The following is a 19,066-nucleotide window of genomic DNA, read 5'->3' on the forward strand; positions in this document are numbered from 1 at the left end:
AGGTCAAATTTGAGCCATGCGCAGCATGGCGTGCAGCAGGACGTTGGCGCCGGCTTCAAGGTCGGCAGGTGCGGCGTTTTCCGCCTCGTTGTGGCTGATGCCCCCTTCGCAGGGGACGAAGATCATGCTGGTGGGGACGACCCGCGACAGGTACACCGAATCATGGCCGGCGCCGCTGCACATCCGCAGATGCGTATAGCCGAGCGCATCCACCGCGCCTTGCACGGCCGCCACGCAGTCGCCATTGAATGTCACCGCCGGGGAATGCCATTCCTCGCGAATGTCAGCCTGCAACCGATGACGACTGGCCTCCTCGGCAACGATGCGGCGAAAGTCAGCGTCCAGCCGCGCCAGCACAGCCTGGTCGGGGTGTCGCAGGTCAACCGCCAGCACCAGGCGCTCCGGCACCGTGTTGCGCGAGCCGGGCTCGGCGCGGATGTCGCCAAAGGTCACGCGAGCCCAGGGCCCATGCTCCTCGGCCAGTTGGTAAAGGCGCGGAAGGATGGCGCCAAGCCCCATGAATGGATCGCGACGCACCGTCATCGGCGTGGGGCCGGCATGCACCGGCTGCCCTTCCAGGGTCAGGTCGTACCAACGGATACCTTGCACCCCGGTTACCACGCCCACCTGCAGCCCCTCGGTTTCGAGGATCGGCCCCTGCTCGATATGCACTTCGAAGGAGGCCGCCAGTGGGCGAGCCCGCGCGGGGCGCTCGCCCAGGTAGCCGATGCGGGCCAGTTCGCTGGCGATACTCGTGCCCTGCTTGTCAGTGCGGCCGTGGCCATAGGCAAGGTCGAAGGCGCCCGCCCAGACACCCGAGCCGATCATGGCCGGCGAGAAGCGCGCGCCCTCTTCGTTGGTCCACACCGCCACCTCCAGCGGGGCACGCGTGCGAATGCCTGCGTCATTCAGGGTCTGGATCACCTCCAGCCCCGCCAGCACGCCATAGACGCCGTCGAAGCGGCCACCGGTAGGCTGGGTATCCAGGTGCGAGCCGGTGAGCACCGGCGGCAGGTCGTCTTCGAGGCCGGCGCGGCGGGCGAAGACGTTGCCCATCTGGTCCACGCTGATCTCACAACCCGCTTCGCGGCACCAGCCCACGAAAAGGTCGCGACCGGCCTTGTCCAGGTCGGTCAGGGCCTGCCGGTTGCAACCGCCCTGCTCGGTGGCACCGATCCGCGCCATGTCCATGAGGCGGCCCCAGAGGCGCTCGCCGCTGATACGCAATGAATGGATTTGTGTGTTGGCCATGCAGCTGTCTCCCGGTTGGCCACCGGCGCGCGGCCGGTGGTGACGATGGGGGGACAGCCTAGGTAAGGCCATCGGACGGAACCATACCCAGATTAGGGTAAGTGCCCGGTCATGCCGCGCCCGGCGTGGCGATGGCGGCCAGGAACAGCGAGAACAGTTCGCCCTGGGAGCTGATGCCGAGCTTTGCATGGATGTTCTTGCGATGGACCCGCACCGTATCTGCGCTGATAGCCAGTTCATGCGCCACCGATTTCGACGAGTGCCCCCGTAGGATCAGCCGCGCGACTTCAGCCTCCCGATCAGTCAGGCAGTCACCACCGAAGCGGTTGAAGGCGCGTTCCAACTGCGCGTGCAGGGCCTGCCCTGCGCCATCGCCGCTGACCGCTTCCGAAGCCCAGTGCCTGCGGGCAACAGCGGCCACCATGGGCTCGATGGAAGCCAGTACGGAAAGTTCCTCGGGCGCGAAGGCGCCGTGAGAAGCGATTCGCCCCATCGACAGGGCAATACCGCCCGCGCCCTCCAGGCGGATGAGAATGTTCACTTCATCCGCCAGACCGTGGGAGGAGTAGAAATTGCGGTAGTACTCAGACTCCTGGAACTGGTCGGGGGCGATATCCGCCAGCCGCACCAACCCCTGGCGACGCCCCTCGACACACGCCAGATGCACCGGGTCCAGCAGGTAGGGACCGGCCAGATAGCGATGAACCTCCTCGCGCCGCGCGGGCAACACTCGCCCTTCCTCCAGCATGAGCGGGGGTTGGCCCGGGGCATGGGCGACGATGAAGGCCGTGTCGATGGGCACCGCAGCGAAGAGTGCCTGCAACAGGCGCGCGGGAAACTCCGGCTGGCCGATGGCATCGATCAGGCTGGCTTCCCGTCGTAGCCACTGGGCAAGGTCGAAGACGGAGTAACTCAAGGCATCGCGACTCGGGTATGGAAAATGCTGCATTCTCCACCAGCGCCGGACCGCAGGTCACCCCCTGCCCGGTATCGCGTTGACACGAATGTTATCGCTAACATAGAGTCCGCCACACCCAACTTCGACTCAGCCGGTGCCCGATGTCCAACTCGAAACCTCGCGTGGCGCTCTTTCACACCTGCCTGATGGACCTCTACCGCCCCAGTGTCGGCTTCGCTGCCGTTCGCCTGTTGGAGCAGGCCGGCTGCCAGGTGGAAGTGCCCGCGAACCAGACCTGCTGCGGCCAGCCGGCCTTCAACAGCGGTGCCACAGCACTCGCGCGTGAACTCGCGCAGAAGCTGATCGAGGCGTTCGACGACTACGACTACGTAGTGGGCCCCTCCGGCTCTTGTGTCAGTCTTCTCAAGCTGCACTACCCGCACCTGCTCGAAGACGACGCGGCCTGGCATCAACGTGCGCTCGACCTGGCCGGCCGCAGCCATGAGCTGTTGAGCTTCCTCGACGAAGTCATGAACTTCCGTCCCGCCGCACGCCTGCCTGGCATCGCCACCTACCACGACAGCTGCTCCGGCCTGCGTGAGCTGGGCATCAAGCACCAACCACGGCGCCTGTTGGCTGAGGTCGACGAGCTGGAACAGGTGGAAATGGACGAAGCGGAAACCTGCTGCGGCTTCGGCGGCACCTTTTGCGTGAAGTACCCCGATATCTCCGCCCGCATGGCCAGCCAGAAGGTCGCGAACATCCATGCCAGCGGCGCCGACATCGTGCTCGGCGGCGACCTCGGTTGCCTGCTCAACATCAGCGGCCGCCTGACCCGGCTGGGCAGTCCAGTACGGGTGTTTCACACCGCCGAAGTGCTGGCGGGCATGACCGACGGCCTCGCAATCAGCGAAGGGAGAAGCGACTGATGGAATTGCGTTCAGCGCGCTTCAAGTCCGCGGCCCGTGTCGCGCTGTTCGACCCCGAGCTGCAAGAGGCGATGGCCGACAACCGCCATTTCGCCGCCCACGTTCGCCGCCAGGTAGGTGCCACCGGCAGTTTCCAGGCCCTGCGCGACGAGGCACGCGCCATCAAGGATCACACCCTGGCGCACCTCGACCATTACCTGGAGCGCTACGAAGCCGCTGCCGCCCAACGCGGCGTACAGGTCCACTGGGCCGCCACGCCGGAGGAGGCCCAAGCGCAAGTCCTCGCCATCTGCCGGCAGGCCGGAGCGCGTCAGGTCATCAAAGGCAAGACCATGATTGGCGAAGAAATGGGCATCAACGCTGCCCTGGCCCGCGCCGGCATCCAGCGCTTCGAAACCGACCTGGGCGAGTACATCCTTCAGTTGGCCGACGAGCCGCCCAGCCACATCAACGGCCCGGCGATCCACAAGACGCTCAGGCAGGTACAGGCGCTGTTCCATGAGCATCACCAGGAGCTGGGCCGCGACGAGTACCTGCTCGACCCGGCTGACCTGCTGGCGGAAGCCCGTCGACTGCTGCGCCAGCGGTTCATCGACGCGGACGTAGGCATCACCGGCGCCAACTTCCTCGTAGCCGAGGACGGCACGCACGTGCTGGTGACCAACGAGGGCAACGGCGACCTCACCAGCCTGCTGCCACGGGTGCGCATCGTCCTGGCGAGCATCGAGAAGGTGTTGCCGACGCTGGCCGACGCGGGCACCCACCTACAACTACTGGCCCTCAGCGCCACCGGCCAGCCGCTGACCAGCTACACCTCGATTTACGGCGGCCCAGCCGATGATGGTCCGGAGGAATGCCATGTGGTGTTGCTGGACAATGGCCGCAGCGAGATGCTCGCCGGCGCATTCCGTCCCATGCTGCGCTGCATCCGTTGCGCCGCGTGCATGGACAACTGCCCGGTGTACAACTGGGTCGGCGGGCATGCCTACGGCTGGATCTATCCCGGCCCGATGGGATCGGTCTGGACGCCCAACCTCGCCGGCCTCGACGATACCCGCGACCTGCCCAACGCCTGCACCCTGAATGGCCGCTGCAAAGAAGTCTGCCCGATGCAGATTCCTCTGCCAGACATGCTGCGCGAGCTGCGTCATCAGCAGTGGCAACGGCACCTGACGCCAACCGGCAGTCGCTGGGGCCTGCGCCTGTGGGGCGCCCTGGCGCGTCGCCCTGCCCTTTACCGGTTCGCCAGCGCGATGCTCGCGCAAATCCTGCGCCGGGTTGCTGGCAGCCGAGGACGCTTGCGTCGCCTGCCCCTTGCAGGTGCCTGGACAGCCGAACGCGACATGCCGGCGCCACAGGGCGCGACCTTCAAGCAACTCTGGGAAAAGCAACAGAAGAGGGATGCACCATGAGCGACTCACGCGCAGCGATCCTCGACAAGGTTCGTCTAGCAGTCGGGCGTCAGCCGGGTGATGCCCCGGCGTCCAGGCCATTCTCCAGCGCAATTGCCCTGGCCGCTGCCGGCGACCTGGAACAACACCTGCGCGAACGGCTCGCCGTCACCGGCGTGACCATGGAATGCGTGCCAGGCATGCAGGCGCTGCCCAACGCCCTTGCCGGCTATCTGGCGCGGCGGCGGCTGGAAGGACCGGTCGCCCTCGCCCCATCCCTGGCCAGCCTGGATTGGCGCGACCTTCCGGTGGACGTCGGCAGCGCCCTGCCCCATCACACTGTCGCCGTGGGCGAGGCCTTCGCCGGCATCGCCGCAACGGGTAGCCTGGTGATGCTCGCCAATGCCGACAACCCGCCTCGGCTCAACTTCCTGCCGGAGCATCACCTGGTGGTGCTGTCACGCAGCCGGCTTCTGGCTCGCCTGGAGCAACTCTGGCCGTTGCTGAAGGCGCACGACACCCAGGCAGTGCATCTGGTGACCGGCCCGTCCAGCACGGCGGACATTGGCGGCCAGTTGCTCTACGGCGCCCATGGGCCGCGCGCGGTGCACGTGTTGTTGACGCCTTAACGCCTTAGCGCCGTCGATTCCCGCGCCACCAGTTCACTGCCCACATCCACCAGAGCGTCCCAGGATTGCTCGCCGCGAATGCGCTGGCAGAGCAACTCCACGGTGGCGTTGGCCACGCGCTCGGCCGGGATTCGCACGGTCGTCAGCGAGGGCATCGCCACCCGCGCAATGGGCAGGTCGCCGAAGCCGCAAATGGCGAGTTCGTCAGGAACCCGGATGCCCAGGCGCTGGCAGGTGAAGAGCGCACCAATGGCCGGCATGTCGTTGGTAAAGAAAGCGCTGTCGCAGTTGATCTCGCTGCGGGCGACGCGCTGGATCACCTCCACGCCGTCATCGATAAGCGGCACAGGCGAAGTCTTGAAACGCTGCGGTTCGATGCCCAATCCGTCAAGAACGGCCTGGCGAAAACCGGCGAAGCGCAAGTTTTCGCGCTCATCGTCGTACCCGAAAAAGGCCGGCCTGCGGTAACCGCACTCCACCAGGTGACGCCCCGCCGCAGCGCCGGCGGCCCAGTTGGAGAAGCCCACCACCTGGCCCACGGGCTGGCGCGGCATTTCGCCCTCGGGCAGGTCCCAGAGTTCGATCACCGGAACATCGGTGGACTGGAGCAGCTCCAGTGTTTCCGGCGCGTGGTAGCCGTAGGCGAGAATCAGCCCGTCGAGCTGGCGCCCAAGGAAAGCGCGCAACAGCTTGCCTTCTTCTTCCTGGGAGAAGCGGGTTTCACCGATCAGCAGGTGGTAACCGGCCCGTGCCAACCCTTGCTGGAGGATCTCGATGGTGGCAGCGAGGATGGGATTGGTGATGGTGGTGATCAGCGCACCGATAATGCCGCTGCGTCGGGTCACCAACTGGCTGGCAGCCAGGTTGGGGACGTAACCCAGTTCGCGTACTGCCTGCTCGATCTTCTGCCGAGTCCGCTCGGAAACCATATCCGGCTTGCTCAGCGCCCGCGACACCGTCATGCCGGATACCCCGGCCAATTGGGCGACGTCGTGCAGGGTGGGTTTGCTCTTGGTCGACATCCTGGCCTCTGGCGCCGTGTTCAGGGAGGCGCATTATCCCTGAACATTCCGTGTGGGAGCGATTTCAATCGCGAAGCAGGTCGAAGACCTGCCCAACAAATCCGGAGCGACGACGTCGCCCTTTTTCGCGAATGAATTCGCTCCCACAACGCGGCCCCTCTACAAAGCGGGAACGGTCCTGGATCAGGCCAGGAACTCCGCGTGCTCCCACACTTCGATCACCGTCGGGCGATCGGCCTTGGCGGCGGACTTCAGCAGCTCGGCCAGATGCTCCAGGCTCTCGGCCTTCTCGGCATTGCAGCCGAAGGCACGGGCCAGACCCTGGAAGTCCGGGGTGTAGATGTCGACGCCTATGGTGGGAATGTCGCGGTTCTTCATGTAGCGCTTGATCTCGCCGTAGCCGCTGTTGTTCCACAGCAGCACGATGATCGGCGCGCCCGCCTCCACGGCCGAGGCCAGTTCCGGCAGGGTGAACTGGATGCCGCCGTCGCCAATCAGCGCGATAACCGGACGCTCGGGAGCGGCCAGCTTGGCACCGACAGCCGCCGGCAGGCCGTAGCCCAGCGTGCCGTAGCCAGTGGCGGAGTTGAACCAGCTGCGCGGACGGGTCGCCTCGAACAGGTGGTTGCCGGAGTAGACCGGCTGGGTCGAGTCGCCTGCCACGATGAGGTCCGGCAGGGTCTGCTGCAGGGTTTCCAGAACCTTGCGCTGGCCGTTCCAGCTTTCCGGCCACTGCGCGTCCAGTTGCTCGCGCACGGCAGCTGCACGCTTCGAACCGGCACTCTCGGCATGGAAAGCAGCCTTCGCGCCCAGCGCATCGGCCAGGGCAGCCATTGCCTTGCGAGAGTCACTGAGGATGGCGATGTCGGCCGGGTAGTTACGGTTCAGTTGCTCGGCGTCGATGTCGATGCGAATCAGCTGGCTCTCGATCCGGAAGTTACCGTCGAACACCACGTCATAGTCGGTCTCGCCAAGCTCGGTGCCGATGGCCAGCACCACGTCGGACTCCAGCACCATCTGGCGCACCGGCACCCAGGCCTGGTTGCAGCCCAGCGCCAGCGGATGGCTCTTGGGCAGCACGCCCTTGGCGTTGATGGTGTAGGCGGTAGGCGCATCCAGTGCTTCGACCAGGCGCTGTGCTTCAGCGCCGGCGTCGGCGCAACCGCCACCCAGCAGTACCAGCGGACGCTTGGCGCCCTTGAGCATTTCGGCTGCGCGGGCGATGGCGTCCAGGCAAGGACCGGGGCGGCTCGGCAGAGCGCCCAGCTTGCGGCGTACGTGGTCGGCTGGGGCCGTGATCACGTCGATCGGAATCTCGATGTGCACAGGGCGCGGACGCGCACCATTGAATACGGCGAAGGCGCGAGTCAGTACGTCCGGCAGCTCGTCGGGGCGCATCAGGGTGTGGCTGAAGGCGGCAACGCCAGAAACCAGGTTGCGCTGGGACGGCAGCTCGTGCAGACGGCCGCCGCCCATGCCCAGCTGCTCGGTGTTGTTGACGCTGGAAATCACCAGCATCGGGATGGAGTCGGCGTAGGCCTGGCCCATGGCAGTGGTGATGTTGGTCATCCCCGGGCCAGTGATGATGAAGCACACGCCCGGCTTGCCGGACACGCGGGCGTAACCGTCGGCCATGAAGCCTGCGCCCTGCTCGTGGCGCGGGGTCACGTGACGGATAGCGGTATTGGGCAGGCCGCGATACAGCTCTACCGTGTGTACGCCAGGGATACCGAACACGGTATCCACGCCAAAGCCTTCCAGCAGCTCAACCAGCAGTTCTCCGCAGGTCAACATGGGCAGTCCTCCAAAGGATCGGTCAACGAATGGGGCGCACTCTAACACCAGATTGTTAGCGTTAACATCGCTTTTGTCGGAATTGTCCGACGAGGTTGAACGGGAGGGTTTGATTCGCATGTGGGAGCGATTTCAATCGCGATCGGTCAGCGACGCTGCCGTGCAGCTATGCAGCGGGCCTGAGACCAGCATTCGCGAATGAAATCGCTCCCACAAAGACACCAGGATCAGCCGCGGTCTCAGCCCAGGAACAGCTTGCAGGCCGGGTTGTCGCTCTCTTCCCAGTACGGATAACCGATCTCGTCCAACGCCTCGAAGATCAGGTGGTTCTCATCCTCCGGCACTTGCAGACCGGCCAGCACACGACCGTCGGCGGCGCCGTGGTTGCGGTAGTGGAACAGCGTGATGTTCCAGCGCCCGCCCAGCTTATTGAGGAAGTTGAACAGGGCGCCCGGACGCTCGGGGAACTCGAAGCGGAACAGCCGCTCTTCGCCGATGTATGCGGCGCGGCCGCCAACCATGTGGCGCACATGCATCTTTGCCACTTCGTTCTCTGTGAGGTCGAGTACCGGGAAGCCCTGGTCCTGCAGGCTCGCCACGAGTGCCGCGCGAGGATCGGAAACCGGATGGGTCTGCACGCCGACGAAGATGTGTGCCTCGTCTCCCGAGTTGTAGCGATAGTTGAACTCGGTGATCTGGCGCCTGCCCAGTGCCTCGCAGAACGCCTTGAACGCACCGGGTCGCTCCGGCAGGGTCACGGCGATGATGGCTTCGCGCTTTTCCCCCAGCTCGGCGCGTTCGGCCACATGGCGCAGGCGGTCGAAGTTGACGTTGGCGCCCGAATCGATGGCCACCAGGGTCTGCCCGCTGGCGCCCTCGCGCTCCACATACTTCTTGATCCCGGCCACGGCCAGCGCGCCAGCGGGTTCGGTGATGGAGCGGGTGTCATCGTAGATGTCCTTGATCGCCGCGCAGATCTCGTCCGCGCTCACCGTCAGCACCTCATCGACGAAGTGCCGGCAGACCTCGAAGTTATGCGCGCCGATCTGGGCCACCGCCACACCATCGGCAAACAGCCCCACCTGGTTGAGCACGACCCTCTCCCCGGCAGCCATGGCGGCCTGCAGGCAATTGGAATCCTCCGGTTCGACGCCAATCACCTTCACCTCGGGTCGCAGGTATTTCACATAGGCGGCGATGCCGGCGATCAAACTGCCGCCGCCGACAGGCACGAAGATGGCGTCCAGGCGGCCGGCGTGCTGGCGGAGGATTTCCATGGCGACGGTGCCCTGGCCGGCGATCACGTCCGGATCGTCATAGGGCGGCACGAACGTCAGACCCTGCTCCTCCGCCAGCTTCAGCGCATGGGCAAGGGCGTCGGGGAAGGCATCACCATGCAGCACGACCTTGCCGCCACGGGAGCGCACACCCTGCACTTTCAGCTCGGGCGTGGTGCGCGGCATCACAATGGTCGCCTTCACACCCAGCTCCCGCGCCGCCAGGGCCAGGCCCTGTGCATGGTTGCCCGCCGAGGCTGCGATCACACCACGCGCGCGCTCTTCATCGCTCAACTGCACCACGCGGTTGTAGGCGCCACGGATCTTGAAGGAATACACCGGCTGCAGGTCTTCGCGCTTGAGCAGCACCTGGTTGCCGAGGCGCTCACTCAGTTGCCGTGCGGGCTGCAGGGGCGTTTCGATGGCCACGTCGTACACCGGCGCGGCGAGGATCTTGCGCACGTAGTGCTTGAGCAGGCTTTCGCGCGCATCCAGCGGACGCTCGGTGAGACGTTCGGCGGGTTGGGTGGTGAAGGTGGTCATGCTGGGCTCCTGGTTTCGATCTTGGCGCCCAGGAGACAGAAGGAAAAAACCCGCCTCGAGGGCGGGTTTTTTGTTTGGTCGTCGGCTAACCCGCCACTGCTGGAATGGCGGTAATAATCGCGGGGCCGGACAACCAAGGGAATTGAGTCATGGCGGGCAATCTAGAGGCCCGCGGTCCTGCAGGTCAAGCAGAAAATGCACTCGGGGCAAAAGGAAGATTCCTACAACTGCACAGTCAGGAGACTTGATCACGAACCATCCGCAGCTCCGCCGCGTCCTGGTTCATTCGCTGGATCACATTGAACAGCTGCTCTTTCAACACGGCGTCACCTATGCGATCGGCCGCGCGCATTACGGCCAAGGCAGCGTCCTCGTTGTTCATCGCCACAGCGTCCAGGGTTTTGCGGAAGTTTCTAACGGTACGGGTCACGCCAAGGAGCTCCAGAAAAACTGCATGCACCCTATTAGATGAATATTTCTCTTTGATTTCAGTGGCTTGGATCAATGCTTCGGTCCGCCAATTTGACGTTGCCATCGTCATTCACCAAGCTACCGGCCTCGATTCTCCCATCTGGAACATCACGACGTGATCGCCCCTCTCTACCGTCCGGGCCGGCTGGCGCTGTGCGTCGCCGCCCTGCTCTCCCTGCTCGCTGGTTGCGACAAGGAACCCACCAAGCCCGAACCGCCCAAGGTCGATACCTACACCAAGGCCAGTTGGGAAGAACTCCCTGCCAGCAGCGACGCCGACGTGATCGCCGGTTTCACCGCCTGGCGTTCGGCCTGCGCACGTCTGGCCAAGGACCCGGTCTGGTCCACCACCTGCAGCAGCGCCGCGCAGGTGCCGGATGATCCAGCCGCTATTCGCGCCTGGCTGAAGACGCAGCTGGAGGTCTACAGCCTGCGCAATTCGCGCAACAGCCCGCAGGGTCTGATCACTGGCTACTACGAACCGGTCTACGCCGGCAGCCTGGAGCAGAGCGAGCAGACGCCCGTTCCCGTCTACGGGATTCCCGAAGACATGATCGTGGTCGCCCTCGACAGCCTCTACCCGGAACTCAAGGGCAAGCGCCTGCGCGGCCGCCTGGAAGGCCGCGTGCTCAAGCCCTATGACGATGCCGCGACCATCCGCACCCAGGGCGTCAAGGCGCCTGTGCTGGCCTGGCTGACCGACCCGATGGACCTGCAGTTCCTGCAGATCCAGGGCTCCGGACGCATCCAACTGGAGAGCGGGCGCCAACTGCGCATCGGTTATGCCGACCAGAATGGCCATCCCTATCGCCCGGTGGGCCGCTGGCTGGTGGAACAAGGCCAGTTGAAGCAGGAAGAAGTCAGCATGGGCAGGATTCGCGACTGGGCGAAAGCCAACCCGCAGCGGGTGCCGGAACTGCTGGCGAGTAACCCGAGCTTCGTGTTCTTCGGCCTCAACCCCGACAGCAACGAAGGCCCGCGCGGATCGCTCAACGTGCCGCTTACCGCCGGCTACAGCGTGGCCATCGACCGTAAGGTGATCCCGCTCGGCAGCCTGCTCTGGCTCTCCACCACCCGGCCCGACGGCAGCCCGGTGATCCGTCCGGTCGCCGCCCAGGACACCGGCGGCGCGATTGCTGGCGAAGTGCGCGCAGACCTGTTCTGGGGCACTGGCATGGAGGCCGGCGAGCTGGCCGGTAACATGAAACAACAAGGCCAGATCTGGTTGCTCTGGCCCAAGGGCATTCCTCTGCCCGGTTCACCCGCACCACAAGTCCAGGGAGGCAAATCATGAGCCTCGGCATCCGCGCGGAAGTACCCGCCGACATCCCGGCCATAGAGGCCCTGACTGCCGCTGCTTTCGCCACAGCCCCTCACAGCAGCGGTACTGAGCAGTTCATCGTCAACGCCTTGCGTCGTGCCGGGCAGTTGTCGATTTCCCTGGTTGCGGAAGACGCTGGAGAGATCGTTGGCCACGTAGCCCTGTCGCCGGTAGGCATTTCTTCCGGCGCGCCAAACTGGTACGGCCTGGGCCCGATCTCCGTGGCGCCGGCGCGCCAAGGCACTGGCATTGGTTCGCGACTCATGGGCGCGGCCCTGGCGGCCTTGCGCGAACTGGGAGCGCAAGGCTGCGTGCTGCTGGGCGACCCTGCCTATTACGGTCGCTTCGGCTTCGTCGTACGGCCGGGGCTGGTACTGCCCGGCGTGCCGGCGGAGTACTTCCAGGCACTGTCCTTCAGTGGTGAGTGGCCAGTAGGTGAGGTCAGCTACCACGTGGCTTTCGAAGCCACTGCCTGACCGGCGTCCGATTCGGTATAAGAAGGCTTTGCGCAAGGGAAGGCGCCAACCGAGTCGGCCAGTACGGGGGCAGCCATGAGCGACGACATCGAATCCACCACCCAGGAGGTCTACAAGGCCTTGCTGGAGTCCACCCGGGCGATCCCCTGGAAGATCGACTGGAAGACCATGACCTTCGCCTACATCGGCCCGCAGATCGAAGCGCTGTTGGGCTGGAGCCAGTCGAGTTGGGTCTCGGTCAATGACTGGGCCGAACGCATGCACCCGGACGACCGTGATGCGGTCGTCGCCTTCTGCGTTTCACAGTCCCAGGCCGGAACCGATCACGAGGCGGACTACCGCGCGCTGACGACCACTGGCGACTACGTATGGATTCGCGACGTGGTGCATGTCATGCGCGACGCCGACGGTGAAGTGGAAGCACTGATCGGCTTCATGTTCGACATCAGCGAGCGGAAGAAGGCAGAGCAACAGCTGATCGACCTGCAGAAGCAGCTCGAAGAGTATTCCTACAAGGATGGCCTTACCGGCGTGGCCAACCGGCGCATGTTCGATTCGATGCTCGACGTGGAGTGGGCAAGTGCCCAACGCACCGGCGAGCCGTTGTCGCTGATCCTCCTCGATATCGACTACTTCAAGCAGTACAACGACCACTATGGCCATATCCAGGGCGATGACTGCCTGAAGAGCGTCGGCCGTGCGCTGATGAACGCCGCCATCCGCCCTCGTGACTTCGTCGCCCGCTTCGGCGGAGAAGAGTTCGTGCTGATCCTCCCGGGTACCGATGAACCCGCCGCTCGCCAAGTGGCCGAGCGCTGCCGCAAGCTGATCCGCGAGCAGTGCATACCCCACGAGAAATCCAGCATCGCCTCACTGCTCACCATCAGCCTGGGGGTCGGCACCGTTGTGCCCCGCCACGATGAACAGCCCCTGCCCTTCATCCAGGCCGTCGACCGGTTGCTCTACAAGGCAAAGCAACGCGGCCGAAATCGCCTGGAGTCAGCCCACTGGATTAGTGCGGCAGTACCCGTCGAGCAGGGCGAAGGTCACTGACCTTCGCCCGGAGCGTCACATTGGGGTGCGCCGTATGCCCGGCAAACACGGACCATCGGAATCCGGGCGCTGCTTTCGGCCTGTACGGTCAAATGGCCGGCGCTAATGGCACACCGCCAGATGCAAAAACGATGCATTTTAAAGCTGCTCATCGTTCTTGAGCTTGGCCGTCACGGGATGAAGTGCCTGTTTGCGCCTTGGCACCGTGGCGGTCCTTTTTGAGCTTCCCCTGAGCGACGCGTCCCCCAAAAGCACAGCCCCTCCAAAGAGGGGCTGATTCGCCGCATCAGTGGAACCGTGGCCAGTGCCAGTGGTGGTGATCGAACCAATCCTTGACCAGAGGACGGTTGCCCCACAGCACCATGCCGATGCAGCCGAAGAACAGGCAACCGATGACGATCAGACCCAGTGCATTAACGCTCATCGCACACCTCCGCATCATTCGACCGACTACAGCATTCAGCATATAAGCCCCGGGATCACTCACAAGTGACGGGCGCCAGCCGGTCGGGCGCTGACTTTTTTACGCATTTTTTACGCCGCCGGCTGCGCCCACAACGGATACTTGCCGCCCCTTTTTGGCAGTTCGCCGCCATACCCGATCCGCACCAACGCCGTGACCCCGACGCCCTCCGCACCGAGCCCCCAGGAGTGATTCCATGAGTTCCAACGTCCTGGAGCAGCACACCCATGCTCGCCCTCATTCCTCGTTCGGCCTGCTCGTGGCCGCAGCCGGTGTGGTCTACGGCGACATCGGCACCAGCCCGCTGTACACCCTGAAAGAAGTATTCGCCGGCCATTACGGCGTACAGGTCAATCCCGAGGGGGTGTACGGCATCCTGTCCCTCGTACTCTGGTCGCTGCTCTGGGTGGTGTCGCTGAAGTACGTGATGTTCATGTTGCGCGCCGACAATGGCGGCGAAGGCGGCGTGATGGCCCTGACCGCACTGGCCCGCCGCGCCACGGCGGCCTACCCGAGACTGAGCAAATTGCTGGTGCTGCTGGGCCTGTTCGGTACGGCACTGTTCTACGGCGACAGCATGATCACCCCGGCCATCTCCGTGTTATCCGCAGTCGAAGGTCTGGATGTCGCCCTGCCGGGCCTGAGCCATTGGGTGGTGCCGGTGACCGTTGTACTGCTGATTGGCCTGTTCCTGATCCAGAAGCACGGTACGGCCCGCATCGGCATTCTCTTCGGCCCGGTAATGGTGGTCTGGTTCGTAGTGCTGGGCGTACTGGGCGTCTACGGCATCGTCCAACACCCCGAAGTGCTCCAGGCGATGAATCCCTGGTGGGCCTTGAACTTCTTCCTGGCCCATCCCGGCATTGGCGTGACCATCCTCGGTGCGGTGGTACTGGCCCTGACCGGCGCCGAAGCCCTGTACGCCGACATGGGGCATTTCGGCCGCAAGCCGATTGCCCGCGCCTGGTTCAGCCTGGTGCTGCCCGGCCTGGTGCTGAATTACTTCGGCCAGGGCGCCCTGTTGCTCGCCAACCCGGCGGCCGCCCGCAACCCCTTCTACCTGCTGGCCCCCGAATGGGCGCTGCTGCCCATGATCGGCCTCGCCACCCTGGCCACCGTCATCGCTTCTCAGGCCGTGATCTCCGGCGCCTTCTCGCTGAGCCAGCAAGCCATCCAGCTCGGCTACATCCCACGCATGCAGATCCAGCACACCTCGAGCGCAGCGCAGGGACAGATCTATATCGGCGTGGTGAACTGGGCGCTGATGACCTGCGTGGTGTTGCTGGTGATCGGCTTCGGCTCATCCGGCGCCCTCGCGGCAGCCTATGGCGTGGCCGTGACCACTACCATGCTGATCGACACCCTGCTGGTTTCGGCGGTGATGCTGCTGCTCTGGCGCGTGCCACGCTGGCTGGCAGTGCCTTTGCTACTGGGTTTCCTGATCGTCGACTCGCTGTTCTTCAGCGCCAACGTGCCGAAGATCTTCCAGGGCGGCGCCTTCCCGGTGATCGCCGGGGTGATCCTCTTCCTCCTGATGACCACCTGGAAAAGCGGCAAGCGCATCCTCATCGAGCGCCTCGACGAAACCGCCCTGCCCCTGCGTGGCTTCATCGACAGCATCTGCCTGCAGCCGCCGCACCGCGTCGAAGGTACTGCAGTGTTCCTCAGTGCCAGCCCCGACGCCGTGCCCCATGCACTGCTGCACAACCTGCTGCATAACCAGGTCCTGCATCAGCAAGTGGTGCTGCTGACCGTCGTGACTCGCGACACGCCGCGTATCGAGGATGGTCAACGCTTCGAAGTCACCCGCTACGACGGCGGCTTCTACCGGGTGCTGCTGCATTTCGGCTTCATGGAAGAGCCCAACGTCCCGGAAGCGCTGAGCACCTGTCGCCTGGAAGGCCTGGATTTCACGCCCATGCGCACGACCTACTTCCTCAGCCGCGAGACGGTGATTCCCACCAAGGGCCTGGGCATGTCGCTCTGGCGGGAAGGGTTGTTCGCCTTCCTGCACAAGAACGCCAACAGCAGCCTGCGCTACTTCCAGCTGCCCGTGAACCGAGTGATCGAACTGGGCACCCAGGTCGAGATCTGACCCCCGGCTGGCGCCACCGCTCCCTCCGGCGCCCCGGTTCCATCCAGTCCCATAGGCTTGGCCCGCAACAGGTCGAGCCTTTTCCACTTCCCCTCGCCAGGCGCTTCGACGCTCAAGGCCAATTAAAGGCTGCCCGACTGCCTACAGTGTGTTCGGACAATTTGCACAGACAGCGCACACGTCCTCGCCTTGTCCTCATTTCCCGTAACACAGAAAGTGATGCCCCGGAAATCTGGCGTTACTCACGGCCGTTCGCCCTCATGTGTTCGCGTGCGGCCATCGATGATCGAGAAATGGATTCAGGACAACCGGCCCATGCGCTACATCAGCAAACTCATTCTTCCAACGCTACTGTTGATACTCCTTCACCCTTCAACCAGCCTCGCAATGCTTTGTCAGGGAAACGGTGGAAGTTTTACGCTGCCCCGCGGACTGGCCGTAGGCGCCGACCTGGAGGATGGAACCATCGTCTGGGAATCCGAACCACTCAGCCGAAAAGTGTCCTGTCGGGCGGACGCCTTTGACCCTGGGGGCCTCGGCGACCAGATCCCCATTTCCATCTATGTGAATCCGAAAAGCCACAAAATCGATGGCGGCATTGAAGTAGGTATGCGTTTTGGCGGAAAGATATACACGCGCACGGGAGAGAAGATCCCTACCGGCGTTCAAACAGAAATGGTGTGCGGAATCGATGGAAAACCGGGGATGTGTGGGCGACATGCCAATTTCACCCTCGATTTCAGCCTTGTCGTGCTCAAGCGAGGCGTCTTTCCGCCGTCGGGCATGGCCACCCAAGTGGGGACATACACTGTATTCACTGTTGACCGTGATACTTCCCTGTCAGCCAGACAGTTGTTCATTCCTACTATCTACAACTTGCAGCTTGTGCGCTCTTCTGCCTGTACTCCCACACTCAGCCTCGTTCCCGATCACATCACCTTCCCCATGGTCCACGCCCGGGACGCACAACGGGGCAAGGTCGCCAGCGCCGTCGACTTCAACCTTGAAATATCCAGGACGTGCAGCAAGGACATATTTTCCAGTGAAGCCAAATTCACACCGGTCACCGCCACCGATGCCGCCGGCATGCTCGTTCCCGACGACAACCCCTCGGTCGGCATCTCCCTGGTAAGGCCCGATCACAGAACCACCGCCCCCCTCAACAAATGGTTCAGCCTGCACAGCGGCTCCTATCGGGAAGTCGTCAGGGTTCCCTTCCGGGCCGACCTGCTCTGGCGGGAAAACCGACCCCAGATCGGCCCCTTCAGTGCAGGCGTCATCGTCGAGGTGACTCACTTCTGACTCGTCGAAACCACGATTCACTGAAACGACTGGAAGCCAGGGCCCACGCCCTGGCTTCTTCTTTTCGGATCAAGCAGTCACAGCCCCTGGGGCGCCGCACGCGCCAAACGAGCGTTCGCCTTTAAATATCCAAAACGAATTACCAAATAATAATTAAGTATTTATTGATCTAAGAAGACAAAAGCTAGTCTTGCTCCCGTAACCCTCAGGACTCCCCAAGGAGCTGCATCATGGACCGCACCGACAACGTCATCGACCTCGCCCGCTATCGCACGCGCCGTCAAGCGCGCCGCATGGCCGAGCTGATGTGGACGATGTACGCATGCCGGGCTGGTTACGGGGCTTTCCAGCTCATCCAGCAACAGAGGGAAAATGGCATTCGCGAGGCGTGAGTCATGGGTCATTCGCTACCTCTCGACGCCGTTGACCAGGTGTTGCTCTCGGCCACTGCCGTAGACGACCCAATCAGCCAGCGCGTCGCCAGCAACCTGTTGCGCCTGCGCGCCAAGCGCAACCTCTCGCTGGACGGTCTGGCCCGCGTTTCCGGCGTGAGCCGCGCCATGCTGGCGCAAATCGAATCCGGGCGCAGCGTTCCCTCGATCAAGGTGCTGTGCAAGATTGCCCAGGGTCTGAAGGTCTCTGTGGCCGCATTCCTGGATGACCGCGCATTCGACGGCGTCGCCGTACTACCGGCACGCCAGAGCAAGCGCCTGGTGAGCAGCGACGGCAGCTTCGTCAGCCGCGCGTTGTTTCCCTTCGATTGTTCGCGCCAGGTGGAATTCTATGAGTTGCGCCTGGCGGGACTGGCCACCGAGGACTCTCCCGGCCATGCCCCCGGCACCCAGGAAAACCTGGTCGTCGCCCAGGGCGTGCTGGAGATCAGCGTGAACGAGGAACGCTTCCTGCTCGCCACCGGCGATTCGATCCTGTTCTACGCCGACCAACCCCACGCCTACCGCAACCCCTCCAACAGCGAAGCGGTGGCCTACCTGGTTACCACCTACGCCGAGCGGCTCGACTGAGCCGCCCCTCTTCCCCACACACCCCCACAAAGGTGGATCACGCTTCACCGATCCACCATCAGTGCCATGCCGAACCGCGATGGTGGACATGAAGAGCGATGTCCGCCCTACGACTGCCCTGCGTCGCGCCAAGACCTGACGAGCAGGCACAAAAAAAGCCCGGCGGGATTCCCGGCCGGGCTTTTTCACATCCTGCCAATCAGCAGGTGCAGCACATCATCGGCATGCCGTTGCAGCTCATCATCATGGGCATGCCGCACTCTGTCATTTTCATCATCAGGGCGCAGCAGTTCTTGAACATTTCCATGTTCATGCCCTGCATCGGCATCATCTTGCACATCATGGCGTCGCCCTGCGTCGAGCACTCCATCATGCACTTCATGGACGGCATGGGCATGCCCATCCCCATCATCGGCATCATGTTCAGCATCGGCATCATGGCCATGCCGGCCTGGGACGTGCACATCATCGACATGTTGCCGCAGTGCATCATCATCGGCATGCCGCAGTTCATCATCATCGCCATCATTTCCGCGCTGTTGCGGAACATCGTCATGTCCATGCCCATGGCCGGCATCATCTTGCACATCATGCCGTCGTCCTGCATGTCGCACTGCATGGTGGCCATCATCATGGGCATGCCCATCATCGGCATCATGGTGTTGGCGGACATCGGCATTTGCATCTGCATGGCATTCATCATGGTGGCGCTCCCTCAAAGGATGGAATGTGTAACCGGAATGGGGCCGATTCTAGGGGCGCGAATCTGTCGGACAAGGTGACGAGGCAGCGTCGGCTGGACATGCCCGGCCGGCGATTTCGCCATGGATTGCAGTGGTTGCTTTCGTGATCACAGCGAATTGCCCGCGATCACGAACAGGCATGAATCGATAGCGGCTTTATCGGCGCAATGGATATGCGTTTCAGGAATTAGCAAATAACCCTAGTGAATATTCAATCTAACGACCGGGCACTTCTTATTGCCCAGCCCCGGTGCCTGCACAAAGTCGGAGGGACCCGTCCTGGAGTGCCCACCCACTCAGCGCGATTTCCCGCTGATGGCGAACCGCAGCGTCTGAGCCTGCCGGGCTGCACGGTGATCGCGCGGGAAAGAGCCTAACCATGGATA

General features: G+C 63.6%; 18 protein-coding genes. 10 read left to right on the plus strand and 8 right to left on the minus strand.

The genetic code is table 11. The features are described from left to right. Nucleotides 1-3 precede the first annotated feature (3 nt). Both SA496_RS12605 and SA496_RS12610 read right to left on the minus strand, forming a co-directional pair. The gene (locus SA496_RS12605) at nt 4-1,251 is read right to left on the minus strand and encodes a Zn-dependent hydrolase (RefSeq protein ID WP_330115508.1); all 1,248 of its coding nucleotides are present in this window, start codon (nt 1,249-1,251) and stop codon (nt 4-6) included. 109 nt (nt 1,252-1,360) lie between these two features. Beyond that, nucleotides 1,361-2,200: a helix-turn-helix transcriptional regulator gene (locus SA496_RS12610; protein WP_120650914.1), complete on the minus strand. Its 840-nt coding sequence runs from the start codon at nt 2,198-2,200 to the stop codon at nt 1,361-1,363. A 110-nt stretch (nt 2,201-2,310) separates the two neighbouring features. On the opposite strand from SA496_RS12610, the gene SA496_RS12615 reads away from it, so the two are divergent. Genes SA496_RS12615 through SA496_RS12625 form a run of 3 tightly spaced genes read left to right on the plus strand, consistent with a single transcriptional unit; the run spans nt 2,311 to nt 5,098 of the window. Beyond that, nucleotides 2,311-3,078 carry a (Fe-S)-binding protein gene (locus tag SA496_RS12615; protein WP_330115509.1) on the plus strand — a complete coding sequence of 256 codons (768 nt, stop codon included), beginning with the start codon at nt 2,311-2,313 and terminating at the stop codon, nt 3,076-3,078. Then, complete coding sequence (locus SA496_RS12620) at nt 3,078-4,490, plus strand: lactate utilization protein B (RefSeq protein WP_330115510.1); 1,413 nt, start codon at nt 3,078-3,080, stop codon at nt 4,488-4,490. The genes SA496_RS12615 and SA496_RS12620 overlap by 1 nt, the downstream gene beginning before the upstream one ends. Further along, nucleotides 4,487-5,098, plus strand: a complete 612-nt coding sequence (locus tag SA496_RS12625) for a LutC/YkgG family protein (protein ID WP_330115511.1) — start codon at nt 4,487-4,489, stop codon at nt 5,096-5,098. Before SA496_RS12620 ends, SA496_RS12625 begins: the two co-directional genes overlap by 4 nt. On the opposite strand, the gene SA496_RS12630 is transcribed toward SA496_RS12625, so the two are convergent. From SA496_RS12630 to SA496_RS12645, 4 genes are all read right to left on the minus strand, one after another. Then, nucleotides 5,095-6,120, minus strand: coding sequence for a LacI family DNA-binding transcriptional regulator (locus tag SA496_RS12630; protein ID WP_330115512.1), 1,026 nt, complete (start codon nt 6,118-6,120; stop codon nt 5,095-5,097). The genes SA496_RS12625 and SA496_RS12630 overlap by 4 nt on opposite strands. A 183-nt stretch (nt 6,121-6,303) precedes the next feature. Beyond that, the gene (locus SA496_RS12635; protein ID WP_120650909.1) at nt 6,304-7,914 is read right to left on the minus strand and encodes a 5-guanidino-2-oxopentanoate decarboxylase; all 1,611 of its coding nucleotides are present in this window, start codon (nt 7,912-7,914) and stop codon (nt 6,304-6,306) included. Nucleotides 7,915-8,153: 239 nt separating this feature from the next. Further along, nucleotides 8,154-9,734, minus strand: coding sequence for a threonine ammonia-lyase, biosynthetic (gene ilvA / locus SA496_RS12640; RefSeq protein ID WP_330115513.1), 1,581 nt, complete (start codon nt 9,732-9,734; stop codon nt 8,154-8,156). 235 nt (nt 9,735-9,969) lie between these two features. After that, the gene (locus SA496_RS12645) at nt 9,970-10,164 is read right to left on the minus strand and encodes a hypothetical protein (protein WP_120650907.1); all 195 of its coding nucleotides are present in this window, start codon (nt 10,162-10,164) and stop codon (nt 9,970-9,972) included. Between the two features lie 156 nt (nt 10,165-10,320). Between SA496_RS12645 and mltA the strand changes: the two genes are divergently transcribed. The 3 genes from mltA (at nt 10,321) to SA496_RS12660 (ending at nt 13,055) form a co-directional block, all read left to right on the plus strand. Continuing rightward, nucleotides 10,321-11,499 (plus strand): murein transglycosylase A, encoded by a 1,179-nt coding sequence (mltA, locus tag SA496_RS12650; RefSeq protein ID WP_330115514.1) that lies wholly within the window; start codon nt 10,321-10,323, stop codon nt 11,497-11,499. Continuing rightward, nucleotides 11,496-12,002: a GNAT family N-acetyltransferase gene (locus SA496_RS12655; protein WP_120650905.1), complete on the plus strand. Its 507-nt coding sequence runs from the start codon at nt 11,496-11,498 to the stop codon at nt 12,000-12,002. Before mltA ends, SA496_RS12655 begins: the two co-directional genes overlap by 4 nt. A 75-nt stretch (nt 12,003-12,077) precedes the next feature. Beyond that, the gene (locus SA496_RS12660; protein WP_120650904.1) at nt 12,078-13,055 is read left to right on the plus strand and encodes a GGDEF domain-containing protein; all 978 of its coding nucleotides are present in this window, start codon (nt 12,078-12,080) and stop codon (nt 13,053-13,055) included. Between the two features lie 286 nt (nt 13,056-13,341). On the opposite strand, the gene SA496_RS12665 is transcribed toward SA496_RS12660, so the two are convergent. Continuing rightward, nucleotides 13,342-13,479 carry a hypothetical protein gene (locus SA496_RS12665; RefSeq protein ID WP_153921951.1) on the minus strand — a complete coding sequence of 46 codons (138 nt, stop codon included), beginning with the start codon at nt 13,477-13,479 and terminating at the stop codon, nt 13,342-13,344. 235 nt (nt 13,480-13,714) lie between these two features. Between SA496_RS12665 and SA496_RS12670 the strand changes: the two genes are divergently transcribed. The 4 genes from SA496_RS12670 to SA496_RS12685 all read left to right on the plus strand — a co-directional run bounded on the left by SA496_RS12670 (nt 13,715) and on the right by SA496_RS12685 (nt 17,937). Beyond that, the gene (locus SA496_RS12670; protein WP_280359470.1) at nt 13,715-15,613 is read left to right on the plus strand and encodes a potassium transporter Kup; all 1,899 of its coding nucleotides are present in this window, start codon (nt 13,715-13,717) and stop codon (nt 15,611-15,613) included. Between the two features lie 315 nt (nt 15,614-15,928). Further along, complete coding sequence (locus SA496_RS12675; protein WP_162945808.1) at nt 15,929-16,915, plus strand: fimbrial protein; 987 nt, start codon at nt 15,929-15,931, stop codon at nt 16,913-16,915. 230 nt (nt 16,916-17,145) lie between these two features. Further along, nucleotides 17,146-17,307, plus strand: coding sequence for a hypothetical protein (locus tag SA496_RS12680; protein ID WP_162945807.1), 162 nt, complete (start codon nt 17,146-17,148; stop codon nt 17,305-17,307). Between the two features lie 3 nt (nt 17,308-17,310). Then, a complete protein-coding gene (locus SA496_RS12685; RefSeq protein WP_120650901.1) occupies nt 17,311-17,937 on the plus strand; it encodes a helix-turn-helix domain-containing protein in 627 nt (208 codons plus the stop codon). A 199-nt stretch (nt 17,938-18,136) separates the two neighbouring features. On the opposite strand, the gene SA496_RS12690 is transcribed toward SA496_RS12685, so the two are convergent. Continuing rightward, nucleotides 18,137-18,640 (minus strand): hypothetical protein, encoded by a 504-nt coding sequence (locus SA496_RS12690; RefSeq protein WP_330115515.1) that lies wholly within the window; start codon nt 18,638-18,640, stop codon nt 18,137-18,139. Between the last annotated feature and the right edge of the window lie 426 nt (nt 18,641-19,066).

Origin of the sequence: Pseudomonas sp. JS3066, assembly GCF_036328175.1 — a bacterium.
Taxonomy (GTDB): domain Bacteria; phylum Pseudomonadota; class Gammaproteobacteria; order Pseudomonadales; family Pseudomonadaceae; genus Metapseudomonas.